This is a genomic window from Paraburkholderia sp. GW821-FHT02A12 (assembly GCF_059422005.1).
This window is the reverse complement of record NZ_JBWKWA010000001.1, coordinates 243,891-262,355: the sequence shown is the minus strand read 5'-3', so window position 1 is coordinate 262,355 and position 18,465 is coordinate 243,891. Positions and strand designations below refer to the sequence as shown.

Sequence of the window (18,465 nt, the reverse complement as noted above, 5' to 3'; positions counted from 1 at the left end):
GCGGCTTTTTTTGTTATTTCACGCGTAAAAGCCGCCGGTGTCGCCTCGGCCGGACGGCATAGGCGAAATCCTGGCGGCGCCACGTCACACGAGCCCCAAACGCCCCATCGAGGTGCAAACATTCATCAAAAGTTCACTTAATCTCAAGCCGCGCGGGCCGTTAAGCCGATAGTCGATCGCTACGCCCAACTGCCATGCAACCTCGCTCGCCCTCCCGATCCGCCGCGCCGCGCATCGAGGAGTTGATCGCCCGGCGTGATCTGTCGGCCGTGTTCCAGCCGATCATCGATTTCAACGACGGTGCGATTCTCGGCTACGAAGGCCTGATCCGCGGACCGGCCGGCACGCCGCTCGAAACGCCGTACGCGTTGTTTTCGCAGGCGCTGGCCGACGGCTGCGCGATCGAACTCGAACGCGCGGCCGCGCACACCTGCATCAAGGCGTTCACACAGTTGGAATGCGAGGGCAAGCTGTTTCTCAATTTCAGCGCGGGTGCGATCCGCCAGCTAGCCGAAGCGCGCGACGACATGCTGGCGCTGCTGCGCCATTGCGGCGTCGATCCGCAACGGATCGTGATCGAGTTGACCGAGCAAAGCACGATTCCCGACGTCGGCAGCTTCCTGCCGGTGATCACGGCGCTGCGCACGGCCGGCGCGCAATTCGCGCTCGACGATTACGGCACCGCGAACGCCAGCATGAATCTGTGGGTGCGGCTGCAACCGGACGTCGTGAAGATCGACCGCTTCTTCATTCACGACATCGCCAGCGATCCGCTCAAGTTCGAAGCCGTGCGCGCGATGCAGCACTTCGCCAACGCGAGCGGCGCACGGCTGGTCGCCGAGGGAATCGAGAACGAGGCGGATCTGATCGTGGTGCGCGACATGGGGATCGGCTGCGGACAAGGCTATTTCTTCGGCCGGCCCAATGCGCAGCCGTCCCGCAACGTCACCGACGACGCCCGCGAAGCGCTGCGCGCCGGCCACATCGCCGTGTTTCCCGAAACCACGCGCACGCTCAGCAGCGCGTCGCCGTCGGGCGGCATGGCGTCGGCGAAGATGCTGGTGCACGCGCCGGCGCTGCCGCGCGAGGCCACCAACAACGACGTGCTCGAACTATTCAACCGCCTGCCCGATCTGCACGCGGTCGCAGTGGTCGAGCACGGCGAACCGGTCGCGCTGATCAACCGGCGCAGCTTCATGGACCGCTACGCGCTGCCGTACCACCGGGAGTTGTTCGGCAAGCGCCCGTGCCTGCTGTTTGCGAACGCGTCGCCGGTGATCATCGAGAAATCGATGACCGTCGAGCAGATGGCCCAGCTCCTCGCCAGCGACGATCAGCGCTATCTCGCCGACGGCTTCGTCATCACCGACAACGGCAAATACGCCGGCCTCGGCACCGGCGAAAACCTCGTGCGCGCGGTGACCGAGGTGCGCATCGAAGCCGCGCGCTACGCGAATCCGCTGACCTTTCTGCCGGGCAATATCCCGATCAGTTCGCACATCGGCCGCCTGCTCGGCAACGACGCCGGCTTCTCCGCGTGCTACGTCGACCTGAATCACTTCAAGCCCTTCAACGATCAGTACGGCTACTGGCAAGGCGACGAAGTGCTGAAGTTCGCCGCCGCCGTGCTCGCCGACGTCTGCGACCCGACCCGCGATTTTCTTGGCCACGTGGGCGGCGACGATTTCCTGATCCTGTTCCAGAGCGACGACTGGAAGGAGCGCGTACTGCGCGCGATCCACGTGTTCAACGAAGGCGCGCAGCGGTTCTACGCGCCGGCCGACCGGCTGGCCGGCGGCATCCATGGCGAGGACCGGCGCGGCAATCCGACCTTCTTCGGCTTCGTGACGATGGCGATCGGCTGCGTGCGCGTCGAGTCGGACGGCGGACCGTCGTTCTACAGCAGCGAGGAAATTGCTTCCGTAGCGGCACTGGCGAAGCGGCGCGCAAAGCACGAAACAAGCGGTTTCGTGCTGATCGAGGCAAGCGAGAGCGTCGCGTTGCTGCGGGGACAGACGGAGGTCGCGCACGCGGCTCTCGACTAGGCTCGCAGGCTTTGCCGGGCCGCTCAAAACAGCGTTGTTTAGCAATTTTTACTAAACAAAATATCCCGGGCAAACCCCTGTGTATACGGGTATTTACCGGTATCGATCGCTTGTTTTCGGGGCTGTTTTAGCCGGGTTTTACTATACAATCGCCCGAACCTAAACACCATGCGGCCGCCCCGTTGCGGCCGCTTCATTCGATGGCCACCACCATCCGCGACGTCGCCCGGGCGGCCAGCGTGTCGATCGGCACCGTCTCCCGCGCACTGAAGAACCAGCCGGGCCTCTCCGAGGCCACCCGCGTGCGCGTCGTCGAAGCCGCGCGGCAGCTCGGCTATGACGCCGCGCAGTTGCGCCCGCGCATCCGGCGCCTCACTTTCCTGCTGCATCGGCAGCACAACAACTTCTCGGTCAGCCCGTTCTTTTCGCACGTGCTGCACGGCGTCGAAGACGCATGCCGCGAACGCGGCATCGTCCCTTCCGTGCTGACAGCCGGCCCGACCGAAGACGTGATTCAGCAGATGCGCCTGCACTCGCCGGACGCCGTGGCGATCGCCGGTTTCGTCGAACCCGAAACGCTGACCACGCTGGTGGCGATGCAGCGCCCGCTCGTGCTGATCGACCTGTGGGCGCCCGGCTTGCGCTCGGTGAATCTCGACAATGCCACGGGCGCCACGCTCGCCATGCGTCATCTGTTCGAGCAGAAGCGCACGCGCGTCGCGTTCATCGGCGGGTCGCTCGCGCACTTCAGCATCGCGCAGCGCGCGCTCGGTTACCGGCGCGCGTTTTTCGAAGCGGGCCGGCTGTTCGACCCGTCGCTGGAAGTGACCATCGACGCCGGCCTCGACCCCGACAGCGGCGCCGCGCGCGCGATGCACCGGTTGCTCGACGCGCCCGGCGCGCGCCCCGACGCCGTATTTGCCTATAACGACGCCGCCGCGCTCGCCGCGCTGCGCGCGTGCCTTGCGCGCGGCCTGCGCGTGCCCGAGGACATCGCCATCATCGGCTTCGACGACATTCCCGCCGCCGCCCACGCCACGCCGCCCTTGTCGACCATTTCGGTCGACAAGGAAGCGCTCGGCCGGCGCGGCGTCGAGTTGCTGCTCGAAGAGGCCCCCACCCAACTCGAAGTCTGCTTGCCCGTCCATCTCATTGCCCGTGCCAGTACTTTGGTGAAAACGTCATGATGCAATCCGATCCGCTTCACTCCGCAGCAAACGGCGCGGCCAATGCCGTTGCCGCAGCGCCGCCGCCCGTCGAGAACTTCCGCAGCCGCGAATTTCTGCTCTCGCATGTGCAGGACACGCTGCGCTTCTACGCACCGAACGTGCTCGACCCGAGCGGCGGCTTCTTCCATTTTTTCCGCGACGACGGTTCGATCTATGACAGGACCACGCGCCATCTGGTGAGCAGTTGCCGCTACGTCTTCAACTACGCGATGGCGTATCGCCAGTTCGGCGACCCGCAGCATCTCGAGTATGCGCGCCACGGTTTGCGCTTTCTGCACGAAGCGCATTGGGACACTGAGCACGAGGGCTACGACTGGGAACTCGAATGGCGCGACGGCCACAAGCGCACGCTCGATGCGACCCGCCACTGCTACGGCCTCGCGTTCGTGCTGCTCGCGTATGCGCATGCGGCGATGGCCGGCATCGAAGAAGCGAAGCCGATGATCGGCGCGACTTTCGAGTTGATGGAACGCCGCTTCTGGGACGCCGCCGCGGGCCTCTACGCCGACGAAGCGACGCCCGAATGGCAGGTCAGTTCGTACCGCGGCCAGAACGCGAACATGCACACGACCGAGGCGCTGCTTGCCGCGCACGAAGCGACCGGCCACCTCGTCTATCTGGATCGGGCGGAACGGGTGGCGTCGAACATGACGCTGCGTCAGGCGAAGCTGTCGCAGGGCTTGGTGTGGGAGCACTTTCACGCGGACTGGTCGATCGACTGGCATTACAACGAGGAAGACAGCTCGAACATTTTCCGTCCGTGGGGCTTCCAGCCGGGCCATCAGACCGAGTGGGCGAAGCTGCTGCTGATTCTCGAGCGCTACCGTCCGCTGCCGTGGCTGCTGCCGCGCGCCGTCGAGCTATTCGACGCCGCCATGACCCATGCATGGGACGAAGACCACAGCGGCCTCTATTACGGCTTCGGCCCGGACGGCACCGTTTGCGATCACGACAAATATTTCTGGGTGCAGGCTGAAACATTTGCGACTGCGGCACTGCTTGGCCAGCGCACCGGCAACGAACGCTTCTGGGACTGGTACGACGAGATCTGGCGCTACAGCTGGGCGCATTTCGTCGATCACAGGCATGGCGCGTGGTATCGCATCCTCACCTGCGACAACCGCAAGTACAGCGACGAAAAGAGTCCGGCCGGCAAGACCGACTATCACACGATGGGCGCGTGCTACGAAGTGCTGGCGCACGCGCTGCCTTCCAGCGAGGCTGGGGCGCCTGAATCCGCGGAGTGAACACAATGAGCACAATGAGCACAATGAGCGCGAACACCGAATTTCCCTTTTTCGTTTCCGCCGGCGACATCCTCACCGATCTCGTGCGGACCGGCGCATCGCAATGGCTGTCGCGTCCTGGCGGCGCCGGCTGGAACGTCGCGCGCTGCGTGGCGCGGCTCGGTTTGCCGACGGCCTGCGCCGGCTCGCTGGGCGTCGACAATTTCTCCGACGACCTGTGGAACGCGAGCGTGGCCGCGGGTCTCGACATGCGTTTCATGCAGCGCGTGGAGCGCCCGCCGTTGCTGGCGATCGTTCATCAGACGCATCCGCCGGCGTATTTTTTCATGGGCGAGAACGGCGCCGATCTCGCGTTCGATCCGGCGCGCTTACCGGCTGGCTGGATGGAGCAGGTGAAATGGGCGCATTTTGGCTGCATTAGCCTCGTGCGGCAGCCGCTTGGCGACACGCTTGCGGCGCTGGCCGCCGAGTTGCGCTCGCGCGGCGTGAAGATCAGTTTCGATCCGAATTACCGGAACCTGATGGAGCATGGGTATGAGCCGACGCTGCGGAAGATGGCTGCGCTGGCTGATTTGATCAAGGTGTCGGATGAGGATTTGCGATTGCTGTTCAAGTCCGCCGATGAAGCGGGCGCGCTGGCGCAATTGCGGGAGATGAACCCGGCAGCGACCGTGCTGGTGACGCGTGGGCCGGAGACGGCGATGTTGATCGACGGCGCCATGGTGGTCGAGGCTCGGCCGCCTCGGGTCGAGATTGTCGATACGGTTGGGGCCGGGGATGCCTCTATTGGCGGCTTGCTGTTCAGCTTGATGACTGCTCCGCAGCGGTCCTGGCCGGAGCATCTGGCTTTTTCTTTGGCCGCTGGCGCGGCGGCGTGCAGGCATGCCGGGGCGCATGCGCCTTCTTTGGATGAAGTCGTGGCTCTGCTGTGATTTTTTGCCTCTGGCGGCAAAAACCAAATAAGAAATGCCGCCGCAGGCTAACAGACCAACGACCAGACTAACGACCGCCGGCAAAGGCAAAAAAGCCACCCCCGTGCTACGATAAAACTCACGCCTTGGGAAGGAGCCAACACCATGGAAGACATCACCTACACCAAGGGTATCTACACCGCCATCGCCTCGGTACGCGAACTCAGCAACGACAAGTTCCAGGGCGTGGTCACCCTCTCCCGCGATGAAGGCGACGCAAGCGCCGACCCGGAAACCACTGTCTACGAAGTCGAAGCCACCTCGTCGACGCCGGACGAAGCCCTCGAGGAAGCCAAAGCCCTCGCCCACCGGATCCTCGGTGAAATCGAACTGTAGGCAGCACGGCGCCGCGCCCGTCGCACAGCGCCATCCCTGAACCAACCGGCTGGAGGCGATCATGGCTGAACAGCTCTTCCTCTACGGCGTCTACTCGATTCACGTCCGCCCGCTCGAACTGAACGGCGCGCGCTGGGACGCGGAATACGAAATCCGTCACCGTGAAAAAGCCGTCAAGCCGTGGGCGACCGTCGGCGGCGACGACGGCTACACGGACGAAGCCGAAGCAGTCGCCGCCGCGCACCAGCAAGCCGTCGACGACATAGAACACGGCGCAGGTATTCCAAAGCCGCGCGCGTTTCCGTAAAGCCGTAACGAGTGCGTCGGTCGACACCCCGGCGGTAAGATCGCCCCCCTGCGGTAAGCGAGCGTACCAGCCAGACAAGCGTCGCGGCGCTCGCAAGAATCGCAGCGCGCTTGCGCCGCTCGGGTTCCGCTCGGGTTCCGCTCGGGTTCCGCTTAGGTGCCGCTCGGGTTCCGCTCGGGCGCCGCTTTCGCCACACGCGCGGCACGCCCGAAATCACCTTCCGCACGCCGATCGGCGTGCTACGCTTTGCGCGTTTTCATCTCCACGAGCACATGATGGCAACCGAACCGTCAGACCGCTTTTCCGGCATCGGCGACGCCGAAGCGCACGCGCAACGACGTCGCGCGCGCGGCAGCCGCGAGATGCGCCTCGACGATCGCGTGGTCATCGCGCACGGCATGCCGACGCCGCTCTGGCAGGATCTCTATCACCGCGCACTCGCAGTCCGCTGGCCGACGTTTTTCGTGTCGCTCGCCGTCCTGTTCCTGTTGCTCAACACCGCCTTCGCCGCGCTCTACATGCTCGGCGCGACGCCGATCGCCAATCAGTTTCCGGCGGGTTTCGGCGGCGCATTCTTCTTCAGCGTCGAAACGCTCGCGACGGTCGGCTACGGCGACATGCATCCGCAAACCGTCTACGCGCACTGGATCGCGACGCTGGAAATCTTTGTCGGCATGTCGAGCATCGCGTTGGCGACGGGGCTGATCTTCGCGCGCTTTTCGCGCCCGCACGCCAAGATCATGTTTGCCCGCTACGCGATCGTACGGCCGCTCGAAGGCCGCATGACGCTGATGGTGCGCGCCGCCAATGCCCGACAGAACGTCATCGCCGAAGCGCGCGCGAGGCTGCGCATCATGCGCCAGGAAACCACCGTCGAAGGCTATACGCTGCGCAAGCTCTACGACCTGACGCTGGTGCGCGACCAGCATCCCGTGTTCAAACTGGGCTGGAGCCTGATGCATGTCATCGACGAAAACAGTCCGCTGTTCGGCGAAACCGCCGAGACACTCAAAGGCCGCGACACGTCCCTGCTGATCACCATCGAAGGGGTCGACGAATCGACCTCCCAGACCATGCAGGCGCGCCACCTTTGGACTTGCGATCAGATCTACTGGCAATACCGCTTCGTCGATATCATGCGCGAGGAAGACGGGGTGAGTCACATCGATTACACGAATTTCCACGATATCGCTCCACTCGACCCGGCGCCCGTCGCGGTCATGGCGAAAGCGCCGGTGTGAAGCAATCGCGGAAGCCGCGTTGACCCGCGTTGATCATCGCGCCGTCGCACCAGGGCATACCCGAATCCGGCCGGCGCGTGGCATATCCATCTCAATACCTCATTAAAACGCGCAGGCCTTCGCGCCCATTCGCCATCGAACCAGCAAAGTAGCAAAAATCTACTCTAATCGGCGCTAAAAAATAGAGTCTCTTTCGCTGCGTCACTTCACGTGGTCCCCACCACACGCGCGGATGCAAAACAGCAACCATCTTGCATGGGATCGGAGTAAGCGCTATGGGACCAGAGTAAGCGCTTTGCATGGGACCGGAGTAACGCGCTAAAGCGCGAACTCCGGTCGACAGCTAAAGCGCCAACTCTGGTCGACACGCTAACTCCGATCGACAACGGAGACTCACCCATGACCGCTCGCCTGCCCATCGACGGCACGCCCGCACTCGCCGACTACAAGCTGTCCGACAACCTCACCGCGACGCGCGGCCGGATCTTCCTGACCGGCACGCAGGCGCTGGTGCGCCTCGCGTTGATGCAGCGCGCGCTCGATAAGACGCGCGGCATGAACACCGCCGGCTTCATCAGCGGCTATCGCGGCTCGCCGCTCGGCATGGTCGACCAGCAGTTGTGGAAGGCGGGCAGACTGCTCACGGCCAGCGATATCCGCTTTTTGCCCGCGATCAACGAAGAACTCGGCGGCACCGCGGTGCTCGGCACGCAGCGCGTGGAAGCGGACCCGGAGCGCACCGTCGAGGGCGTATTCGCCATGTGGTACGGCAAGGGCCCGGGCGTGGATCGCGCGGGCGACGCGCTGAAACACGGCAACGCGTACGGCTCGTCGCCGCACGGCGGCGTGCTGGTGGTGGCGGGCGACGACCACGGTTGCGTGTCGTCGTCGATGCCGCATCAGAGCGACTTCGCGATGATGGCGTGGCACATGCCGATCGTGAATCCGTCGAACATCGCCGACATGCTCGAATTCGGCCTGTACGGCTGGGCATTGTCGCGCTTCTCGGGTGCCTGGGTCGGCTACAAGGCGATCTCCGAAACGGTCGAATCCGGTTCGACGGTGGATCTCGACGCGCTGCAAACCGAATGGACGGTTCCACAGGATTTCGAAGCACCGGCCGGCGGTCTGCATAACCGCTGGCCCGATCTGCCGAGCCTGACGATCGAGTCGCGGATGCACGCGAAGCTCGACGCGGTGCGCCATTTCGCGCGCGTGAACAGCATCGACAAATGGATCGCGCCGAGTCCGCACGCGAACGTCGGCATCGTGACGTGCGGCAAGGCGCATCTCGACCTGATGGAAACGCTGCGCCGGCTCGATCTGACCGTTGCCGATCTGGAAACGGCCGGCGTGCGGATCTACAAGGTGGGCTTGTCGTTCCCGCTGGAAATGACGCGTATCGACGCGTTCGTTGCGGGTCTTTCGGAAGTGCTGGTGATCGAGGAGAAAGGCCCGGTCATCGAACAGCAGATCAAGGACTATCTGTACAACCGCACGCAAGGCACGCGGCCGATCGTGATCGGCAAGCATGCGGAAGACGGCACCTTGCTGCTGTCGTCGCTCGGTGAATTGCGGCCTTCGCGCATTCTGCCGGTGTTCGCGAACTGGCTCGCGAAGCACAAGCCGGCGCTCGATCGCCGCGAGCGCGTGGTCGATCTGGTCGCGCCGCAAATCCTTTCCAACGCCGCGGACAGCGTGAAGCGCACGCCGTATTTCTGCTCGGGCTGTCCGCACAACACCTCGACCAGAGTGCCCGAAGGTTCGATCGCGCAGGCGGGCATCGGTTGTCACTTCATGGCGTCGTGGATGGAGCGCGACACCACCGGGCTGATCCAGATGGGCGGCGAAGGCGTCGACTGGGCCTCGCATTCGATGTTCACGAAAACGCGCCACGTGTTCCAGAATCTCGGCGACGGCACCTACTTTCACTCGGGCATCCTCGCGATCCGCCAGGCGGTGGCCGCGAAAGCCACCATCACGTACAAGATCCTCTATAACGACGCGGTCGCAATGACGGGCGGCCAGCCGGTCGACGGCAGCATCTCGGTGCCGCAGATCGCGCGTCAGGTGGAAGCCGAAGGCGTGTCGCGCTTCGTCGTGGTCAGCGACGAGCCGGAGAAATACGACGGCCATCACGATCTGTTTCCGAAGGGCACGACGTTCCACCATCGCAGCGAAATGGACACCGTGCAGCGCGAATTGCGCGACACCGACGGTGTGACCGTGCTGATCTACGACCAGACCTGTGCGGCGGAGAAACGGCGTCGCCGGAAAAAAGGCGAGTTTCCCGATCCGGACAAGCGTCTGTTCATCAACGAGGAAGTCTGCGAAGGCTGCGGCGATTGCGGCGTGCAATCGAATTGTCTGTCGGTCGAACCGGTTGAAACCCCGCTGGGCCGCAAGCGTCGCATCGACCAATCGTCGTGCAATAAAGACTATTCATGCGTGAACGGTTTCTGCCCGAGCTTCGTCACCGTCGCAGGCGGCAAGCTCAAGAAAGCCGCAGGCGTCGCGTTCGATCCTCAAGCGCTTGCTGCGCACGTCGAAGCGTTGCCGGTTCCCGCCACGCACCTCGATGCCGCGCCGTACGACATTCTGGTGACCGGCGTCGGCGGCACGGGCGTCGTGACGGTCGGCGCGCTAATCAGCATGGCTGCGCATCTGGAAGGCAAGAGCGCATCGGTGCTCGACTTCATGGGCTTCGCACAAAAGGGCGGCTCGGTGCTGTCGTTCGTGCGCTTCGCCGCGCGCGACGAGTGGCTCAATCAGGTCCGCATCGACACGCAACAGGCCGACGTGCTGCTCGCCTGCGATATGGTGGTCGGCGCAAGTGCCGACGCGCTGCAAACGGTGCGTCACGGCCGCACGCGCATCGTCGTCAACACGCATGCGATTCCGAATGCGACCTTCGTGCAGAACCCGGATGCCACGCTGCACGCGGACGCATTACTCGACAAGATGCGTCACGCGGCAGGCCCGGAACGCATGGCCACTTGCGACGCGCAAGCGCTCGCCACGCGCTTTCTCGGCGATACGATCGGCGCGAACATTCTGATGCTCGGTTATGCCTGGCAACTCGGCTTGGTGCCCGTATCGTTCGCCGCAATGATGCGCGCGATTGAGTTGAACAATGTCGCCGTGCAGATGAATCAGCTGGCGTTTTCGATCGGCCGTCTGGCTGCCGCAGATCCGGCTGCGCTCGAAGCGCTGTGGCAAGCGCGGCATCTGGCGAAGCAGCCGGTACGCGTCGATACGCTCGACGAACTGATCGCGCATCGCGAAGCACGTCTTCAGACGTATGGCGGCGCGAGCTACGTGAAGCGCTATCGCGCGCTGGTCGACGCGGCACGGCGTGCGGAAGGTGCGGTGGAGGCAAAGAGCGAGCGCCTCACGCGCGCCGTGGCGACGACGTTCTACCGTTTGCTGGCGGTGAAGGACGAATACGAAGTGGCGCGCCTGTATACGGACAGCGCGTTCCGCGAAGCGCTTGAAGCCCAGTTCGAAGGCGTGGCCGGGAAGGACTTCGGCATCAAGTTCAACCTCGCGCCGCCGACGCTCGCGCGCCCGAAGTCCGGCGTCAATCCGACCAAGAAGACCTTCGGTCAATGGATGTGGCCGGTGCTCGGCACGCTGGCAAAATTCCGCGGCCTGCGCGGCACGATGCTCGATCCGTTCAGCCGCACGCTCGAGCGCAGGATGGAGCGCGAACTCGCCGGCGATTACGAAACGACGCTGCAACGCGCTTTCGCGAAGCTCGATGCGGGCAATCTCGAAGACGTCGCGAAGCTGGCCGATCTGCATGCTCGCGTGCGCGGCTACGGTCACGTGAAACTGGCGAATCTGGCGGGCGTGAAGCGCGGTGAGCGTGATCTGGCCGCACGCTTGCAGATCGAAGCGGCGACGGGCGCATCGGTGAAGAAATCGCTGGAAGAGGTGAAAGCCGCCGGGCAGTTGCGCGGGATTCCGGTGGTCGTGGCGAAGTAGTCAATTCGCACGTGGATCGAAAAATGCCGCTTCGGGATGAACCCCGAAGCGGCATTTTTTTCAGAACCGCTCTTCGTCGACCCAGTCAATATCGCCGCACAGCACGCAAGTCTGCTCGCCGACACGCGTCGCCACCGATAGCGTCACGCACGGCAGCGCCTCGTTGATCGACAGATACGGACGCGTGACATGCACGCGTTCCGGCGCATTGATCGCCGCACGAAAATACGGACGGCGCAGCCAGTTCGCCCCTTGCGCATCGGCGAGCGGCAGAAAGCGCGTTTCGGGCGCCGCGCGATCGGCGCGCAGCACGACGTTGCGGCCCGCCTGCCTGCCTTTCGCGTCGAGCAGAAAACAGCGCGCGGCGTGATCGAGCGCGAGAAAATTCCAGCACACTTCCTCGAGCGGTTCGCCGGCGGCCAGCCGTTCCGCGGCGCGTTCGAACGCGCGCAAATACGGCGCGAGACGGCTCGTGTTGCGGCGCTCGCGCGCTTCGGTCTGATCCCGGTAACGATCGGTGAGCTCACCGATGCAGGCCGCCGCGTGCGGCGCGTCGGCCGCGCCCGGATTCGGACGGCCGAAGAAAAAGCCCTGCACGAAGTCGGCGTCGCAGGCGAGCGCCATCTGCGCTTCATGCTCCGTTTCGACGCCTTCGATCAGCACCAGCTTGCCCGCCTCGTGCAGCAGCGCGACCAGCCCCGGCAGAATCGTCGCCATATCGGGACGGTGCGCGGCATGCGACAGCATGATGCGGTCGAGCTTCACGATATCGGGATTCAATTGCCAGATCCGCTCGACGTTCGAATGGCCCGCGCCGAAATCGTCGAGCGCGATCAGGAAGCCGCGCTCGCGGAACTGGCGCACTGCATCGGCGAGGCGTTCGAGGTCTTCCGCGCGTTGTTCGAGCACTTCGAGCACGACGCGCCGCGGCGGCAAATCGAGCCGGCGCAGATTCGCCAGCAATGCGGCGGAGTGATACGGATCGGTGAGCGCGCCGGGATGGACATTCAGGAACAGCCATTCCCGCTCGGCGCCGAGCACCTTGAAGTTTTCCAGATGCAGCGTCTGGGCCAGCCGGTCCACTTGAAGAACGTCGCCCAGCCGCGCGGCCTCGCCGAATACGTCGAGCGGCGACACGGGCCGGTCCAGCGCGTCGTGTGCGCGCAGCAAGCCCTCGTAACCGACCGCCCGCATATGCGACAGGCTGAAGATCGGTTGAAACACGCTGGTCAATGTCAGCTCGCCGTGCTGCACGGAGAAGCGTTCGAGCCCCGAGGTCACCTCGACCTCGAAGCCATGCGGCACGGCGGCCGTTCTTTCCTGTTGCGCAATCGTCATGCAATCCTCTCACGCGAGAGCCGGGCCGGTCCGAACGCGAAAGCGAACAACCTCGGCGCCGTTTCTCAAAATGTGCGTCATCGATATTGCTTAAGCAAGCTCCATGCGCACGCTGCCGCGCATTCGAATGAAATTCGCATGAAAGATTGCACCGGCAGAAGAGTTCATGCGTCGAGTGTGGGCGCGACGCGCACCGTTACGGTGCGTTGCCTTTTTTTGAGGCGCTTGTGCCGGTACGGCCGGCGCGTTGCCCGTCTGACGATGGCGGCGAGCGTGGTCAGGCTAAACTTCGGCCTTGTGGTTCGCTTGCGCTTTCCTTGTATCTCGCTTGGACCCGCTTGGACCCGCTTGTACCTCGCTTGTACCTCGCTTGGACCTCGCTTGTAGCTCCCTTGCTTCTCGTGATTGAAACGCGGCGTCATCGTCCACGATGACAGAGGGAACACCGTTATATCTCCAGAAATAGACCGATGGAAATTGTCTTTACTGTACTGATTCTCTTGCTGGCTGTCGCCGCTTCCGGCATCGTCACCCGGGTGCTGCCGTTTGCGTTACCGCTGCCGCTCGTACAGATCGCGATCGGCGCACTGCTCGCATGGCCGAGACTCGGCCTGCACGTCACCTTCGATCCGGAAATCTTCATGATGCTGTTCATTCCGCCGCTACTGTTCGCGGACGGTTGGCGCATCCCCAAGCGCGAATTGTTCATGGCGCGCCGCGCGATCCTGATGCTCGCGCTCGGGCTGGTTTTCATGACGGTGCTGGTGGTCGGCTATTTCGTGCATGCGCTGGCGCCCTCGATTCCGTTGCCGGTCGCGTTCGCGCTTGCCGCCGTGCTCTCGCCGACGGACGCGGTTGCGCTCGCCGGTATCGTCGGCAAGGGCAGGATTCCCGGGCGGCTGATGCACATCCTCGAAGGCGAAGCGCTGATGAACGACGCGTCGGGCCTTGTCGCCTTGAAGTTTGCGATTGCTGCTGCGCTGACCGGCGTGTTTTCGCTGCGCGACGCGTCGATCAGCTTCGTGATCATCGCGGTGGGCGGTCTGGCGACCGGTGCCGCGGTGAGCTGGTTGTTCAGCATCGTGTCGGCGCGTTTTCTGAGCGTCACCGAAGAAGGCGATCCGGCGCCCGGCGTAGTGATGACGCTGCTGATTCCGTTCACCGCGTATCTGATTGCCGAGCGCTTCGAGCTGTCGGGCATTCTGGCCGCGGTCGCCGCCGGCATGATGATGAACTACGCGAGCATTGCGCGCGCCGGAGCGGTTGCGTCGCGTGTGCGCGCCGCCAGCACGTGGACGATGATCGAGTTCGTCTTCAACGGCATGGTGTTCATTCTGTTGGGGCTGCAGTTTCCGCACATTCTGGGCCGGGCGTTGCTCGACGCGCACGAGACCAGCGACACGCAGGTGTGGCTGCTGATCGGCTACATCGCTGCGGTGGCGATCGCGCTCTATGCGATGCGTTTCGTCTGGGTATGGCTGCTGCGCTGGTTCGCGAGCCGCGGCGCGGCGAAGCACGGCATGACGAATGCGGTGCCGGGGCTACGCACGGTGACGGTCACGACGGTGGCGGGCGTGCGTGGCGCAGTGACGCTGGCGGGCGTGCTGTCGTTGCCGGAAGTATTGCCGGGCGGCACGCCGCTGCCGGGACGGGATCTGGCGATTTTCATCGCGTCGGGCGTGATCCTGACTTCGCTGCTGGTGGCGGTGGTGGCGTTGCCGCTGTTGTTGCGAGGCTGGCGCAAGGGGAAGGACCCGCATGCTGCGGAAGAGGCGCTGGCGCGGACACTTGCGGCGCAAGCTGCGATTCGCGCGGTTGACGAGTTGCACGACGCCGAGTGTGCGGATCTTGACGAATCCGCATCGGCGTATGCGGCGGATGTCACCGCGAGGGTGATGGATTTGTACCGGCGACGGCTCGCTACGCTTGGAGATGAACAGGAGCCGCGCGAATTGGCGCGGCGGGCCGATGCGCTTGAATTCCGGATGAAGCTGGCCGCGATGAGAGCGGAAAGGAAGGCGCTGTTGGCACTGCGGAATACGCAGGAAATCAATGATGAGACTTTGAATAAATTGATGCGGGAGGTCGACTTGTTGGAGACCGCTCTGACTAGTCGAGGACGGTGATTGGTTTTTTTCGCCGCAGGCGCTGATTGGTTTTTCTGCTTGCGGCTCGCGTTTTTCTTTACACCTGGGGCCGTTGGCCTTTCTTTTATCAGCAAGGAAAGGCCAACGCCGCAGGCATGCGTCCAATCGCGCCGCGAAGGCGAAAAAAGCTCAAACAGAAGGCTGTTGCACGGGCTTCCGACGAAGAAGCGCATACAAAATAATGGCCCCAAAGGTAGCGGTACCGATACCGCCTAACCCAAACCCACCAAGCTTCAGCGAAAAATCCCCAGCTCCAAGCACAAGCGTCACCGCCGCAACAATCAAATTCCGATTGTCGGAAAAATCAACCCTGTTGACGACCCAGATCCTCGCACCGGTCACGGCAATCAACCCAAACACGACAATCGACACCCCGCCGAGCACGGGCCCGGGAATCGTCTGGATCACCGCGCCGAACTTCGGCGAAAAGCCAAGAACCAACGCAATGAGCGCCGCGATCACAAACACCAGCGTCGAATAGATCCTGGTTACGGCCATCACGCCAATGTTCTCGGCATACGTGGTCACCCCCGTGCCGCCGGCAAGACCAGAAACGACCGTCGCGAGTCCATCGCCGAGAAAAGCACGCCCCACATAGCGGTCAAGGTTCTGCCCGGTCATCGCGCTCACCGCCTTGATATGCCCAAGATTCTCAGCAACGAGGATCACCGCGATCGGCGCCAGCAGGGTCATCGCCTGCACGTTGAAAACAGGCGCCGTGAAATGCGGCATACCGAACCACGCAGCATTCGCGACAATCGAGAAGTCAACCGGCTTACCCATGCCGAGCCCGTTCGTCACGATCGCGTAAATCACATACGCCATCAGCAAGCCAACCAGAATCAGGAGGCGCTGCAACATGCCGCGCGCGAACACGGCCACCGCGCCGACACACAGCACCGTCACCAGCGCCATCCACGAATCGAAGTTGCTGCCGCTCACGCCGTGCACCGCGATCGGCGCAAGATTCAGCCCGATCACGCAGACGATCGCCCCAGTCACGACCGGCGGCATCAGCGTTTCGATCCACCGGGTACCCACCGCCGATACGATCAGCCCGATGATCGCGTACACCGCGCCGCACGCGACGATCCCGCCCAACGCTACCGGAATGTTCATATTGGGGCCGTGACCGGCGTACCCAGTCACCGCGATCACCAGTCCGATGAACGAGAAACTCGAACCGAGATAGCTCGGCACGCGGCCGCCCACCAGCACGAAGAACAGCAACGTGCCGATCCCCGACATGAAGATGCACAGATTCGGATCGAAACCCATCAGCAGCGGCGCGAGCACGGTCGAGCCGAACATCGCGACCACGTGCTGAACGCCCATCGCGAACATCTGCGGCCACGCGAGCCGCTCGTCCGTGCCGACGATCCGGCCTTCAGCAGCATTCGGCTGGGCGCGCCAGCGGGGGAAATAGGAATCGGCCATGGCGGGGGTTCTCCTCTGTCGGCGTGATGTGGACGGCGCCGGAAAACGGCGCCGACTGCGAATTACGCGCGAGTGTACGGAGTGCCAATAGCCCTGGCAAGGCGAGGATGTTGGTCTGGAACGCGATGCCTTCGATCACCGCAATGATGTCGGTCATCCGCTTCGAACCGGCCGCCAATTCATGCATCGTGTCCACCACGCCGCCGACGGGGCTGCTGCCGCGCGCAGGAATTGGGAGTTGTCTGATATATGCGATGCAGCCGGACTCTTAGACTTTCTCTTGCTGCGTTCACATCCCATGAGTAACCCATGAGTAAGCGCATGCGATCGATGTTGTTGTAACTCTCCGACTTTCCGCTCACGCTCCCCGGCGTGAGCGGTTTTTTTTGTCCATTCGTTTTGTCGTCGCCGGGATGGGACTGCCGTTTGAAACTACGCAAGCGTGATAAAGGCGTGGGCGGCAAGCCTGAAATTTAAAGGCCGCTCGCCGATGAGGCGCCCAGCTTATCGGTGGGGTTGCTCGACTAACGTGCCGCTATCCGCACGTGCCGCCGGATAACGCATCACACGATTTCGGCCCGCATCTTTGGCTTCGTAGAGCGCCTCGTCGGCGGCGTCGACCAGCGCGTGGCTCGTCGCGAAGGTGTGACCTTTGGTGCTGGCGATACCGATGCTGACGGTCAGCACATGGTGAGAGCTGGCGACGTGCCGTAGTTGAAGCGCCTGCACCGCGGCGCGAATCTGCTCGGCGATACGCTCCGCGCCGAGTTCGTCGGTATCCGGCAGCAGCACGGCGAACTCTTCGCCGCCGTAGCGCGCTGCCGTGTCGCCCGGGCGCCGCACGTTCTGCGCAATGCAGCGCGCCACGCCGATCAACGCTTCGTCGCCCGCCGAATGGCCGTACAGGTCGTTGAAGCCTTTGAAGCTGTCCACGTCGATCAACAGCGCCGACAGCGGCCACGCGCTGCGTTGCGCGCGGAGCCACTCTTCTTCGGCATGTTCCTCGAAGTTGCGGCGATTGTTCAGCCCGGTCAGCCCGTCAGTGCGCGCCAGCACGCGCAATTCGGCTTCGGCCGCAAGGCGCTGCCGCAATTGCTGCGAGAACAGCACGGCCAGCGCGATGATGGTCAGATCGAGCGCGGCGATCAGCGAGCCGATGATCCACGCGCGATGCCGCCATTCCACGTAGATGTCCCGCGTGGACAGCGCAACGTCGAGAATCAGCGGATAGACGTCGATATGGCGGAACGCATACCAGCGCTCGACTCCGTCGATCGCCGCCGTGCCGAAGAATTCCCCGCTCGGCTGCTGGGTGAAGCGCGTGTAGTTCGCTGTTCCGGTGAGATTGCGGCCGATGATTTTCGGATCGTACGGACGGCGCATCAGCATCGTGCCGTCGGCCAGCATCAACGCCATCGAGCCGCCCGCACCGAGATTCATGCCGGCGAACAGACGCCGGAAGTAAGTGAGGCGCATCGTGCCGACCACCACACCGGCAAAGCTGCCATCCGGACGCGAAAGACGCCGGCTCAACGCGATGCTGATGTCTGTGCCGGGCACCTTCGGCATGAACGGACGGCTCACGTACAGGCCGACGTTGGGAGAGTCACGCTGAACCTTGAAGTAGTCGCGGTCCTCAAGGTTGATCTTGCGCGGCGGACTCGCACGCGAGTCGAACACGATGTCGCCGGTTTCGTTGGTGACGAGGATCGAGCCCATGTCTTTCGCGCTGGCCGAGCCGTCGAACAGGACCATCTGGCGGATCTCGGGCGGCAGGTTCAGGACGCCGGGCTGTTTCAAACCCTGGATCACCGCGCGCAGCGACAGATCGTAGATTTCCAGATTGCGCGACACATCGCGCTCGACCAGCAGCGAGACGTTGAAGACCGAATCCTGGGCGCGCCGCAACGCGTCATCGCGCATCTGCGCCAGCACCCACACCGCGATCGCGAGTATCGCGCTGGCCAGCACGATACTGATGGCAATCAGGATGTTCGGTCGACGCGTCATCATGGTCTTATCGTTCGAGCATGCGCTGACCCACGCGCGTGGTGAGGTTGGCCGCGTCTGCAGCTGAAGGCGCGTGTCTGTAAAGACGGTAGCCTACCAGACGCCAGGGCACGTCGAACGATCGAAAAGACAGAGATTTTCGCGACCTTGCCGCGCGCCGTCACGTTGAC

At 63.6% G+C, this 18,465-nt stretch carries 12 protein-coding genes and 1 pseudogene; 9 read left to right on the top strand and 4 right to left on the bottom strand.

All coding sequences use genetic code 11. The annotated features are described in order from the left end of the window. Positions 1-194: 194 nt before the first annotated feature. The 8 genes from AC07WT_RS01195 (at position 195) to AC07WT_RS01160 (ending at position 11,363) form a co-directional block, all read left to right on the top strand. A complete protein-coding gene (locus tag AC07WT_RS01195) occupies positions 195-2,045 on the top strand; it encodes an EAL domain-containing protein (RefSeq protein WP_494945760.1) in 1,851 nt (616 codons plus the stop codon). A 200-nt stretch (positions 2,046-2,245) separates the two neighbouring features. Beyond that, entirely contained in the window at positions 2,246-3,232 is a 987-nt protein-coding gene (locus AC07WT_RS01190; protein ID WP_492595922.1) for a LacI family DNA-binding transcriptional regulator, read from the top strand. Then, complete coding sequence (locus tag AC07WT_RS01185; RefSeq protein WP_492595921.1) at positions 3,229-4,521, top strand: AGE family epimerase/isomerase; 1,293 nt, start codon at positions 3,229-3,231, stop codon at positions 4,519-4,521. The genes AC07WT_RS01190 and AC07WT_RS01185 overlap by 4 nt, the downstream gene beginning before the upstream one ends. Before the next feature lie 14 nt (positions 4,522-4,535). After that, positions 4,536-5,453, top strand: coding sequence for a carbohydrate kinase family protein (locus tag AC07WT_RS01180; RefSeq protein ID WP_494948360.1), 918 nt, complete (start codon positions 4,536-4,538; stop codon positions 5,451-5,453). A gap of 144 nt (positions 5,454-5,597) precedes the next feature. Next, complete coding sequence (locus AC07WT_RS01175; RefSeq protein WP_492595920.1) at positions 5,598-5,828, top strand: hypothetical protein; 231 nt, start codon at positions 5,598-5,600, stop codon at positions 5,826-5,828. 61 nt (positions 5,829-5,889) lie between these two features. Further along, on the top strand, positions 5,890-6,135 hold the full coding sequence (locus AC07WT_RS01170; RefSeq protein WP_492595919.1) for a hypothetical protein: 246 nt from the start codon (positions 5,890-5,892) through the stop codon (positions 6,133-6,135). A 275-nt stretch (positions 6,136-6,410) separates the two neighbouring features. Then, on the top strand, positions 6,411-7,376 hold the full coding sequence (locus AC07WT_RS01165) for an ion channel (protein ID WP_494945759.1): 966 nt from the start codon (positions 6,411-6,413) through the stop codon (positions 7,374-7,376). 399 nt (positions 7,377-7,775) lie between these two features. Beyond that, positions 7,776-11,363, top strand: coding sequence for an indolepyruvate ferredoxin oxidoreductase family protein (locus AC07WT_RS01160; protein ID WP_494945758.1), 3,588 nt, complete (start codon positions 7,776-7,778; stop codon positions 11,361-11,363). 60 nt (positions 11,364-11,423) lie between these two features. Here the strand turns inward: AC07WT_RS01160 and AC07WT_RS01155 are convergent, their stop codons facing one another. Continuing rightward, positions 11,424-12,701: a sensor domain-containing phosphodiesterase gene (locus tag AC07WT_RS01155; RefSeq protein WP_492595916.1), complete on the bottom strand. Its 1,278-nt coding sequence runs from the start codon at positions 12,699-12,701 to the stop codon at positions 11,424-11,426. A gap of 470 nt (positions 12,702-13,171) precedes the next feature. On the opposite strand from AC07WT_RS01155, the gene AC07WT_RS01150 reads away from it, so the two are divergent. After that, a complete protein-coding gene (locus tag AC07WT_RS01150; protein WP_494945757.1) occupies positions 13,172-14,827 on the top strand; it encodes a Na+/H+ antiporter in 1,656 nt (551 codons plus the stop codon). Between the two features lie 150 nt (positions 14,828-14,977). Here the strand turns inward: AC07WT_RS01150 and AC07WT_RS01145 are convergent, their stop codons facing one another. The 3 genes and pseudogenes from AC07WT_RS01145 to AC07WT_RS01135 all read right to left on the bottom strand — a co-directional run bounded on the left by AC07WT_RS01145 (position 14,978) and on the right by AC07WT_RS01135 (position 18,298). After that, on the bottom strand, positions 14,978-16,285 hold the full coding sequence (locus AC07WT_RS01145) for a solute carrier family 23 protein (protein ID WP_494945756.1): 1,308 nt from the start codon (positions 16,283-16,285) through the stop codon (positions 14,978-14,980). Between the two features lie 97 nt (positions 16,286-16,382). Next, positions 16,383-16,517, bottom strand: a pseudogene (locus AC07WT_RS01140) (methyl-accepting chemotaxis protein); the annotation flags it as partial. Positions 16,518-16,789: 272 nt separating this feature from the next. After that, entirely contained in the window at positions 16,790-18,298 is a 1,509-nt protein-coding gene (locus AC07WT_RS01135; RefSeq protein ID WP_494945755.1) for a sensor domain-containing diguanylate cyclase, read from the bottom strand. Positions 18,299-18,465: the final 167 nt, after the last annotated feature.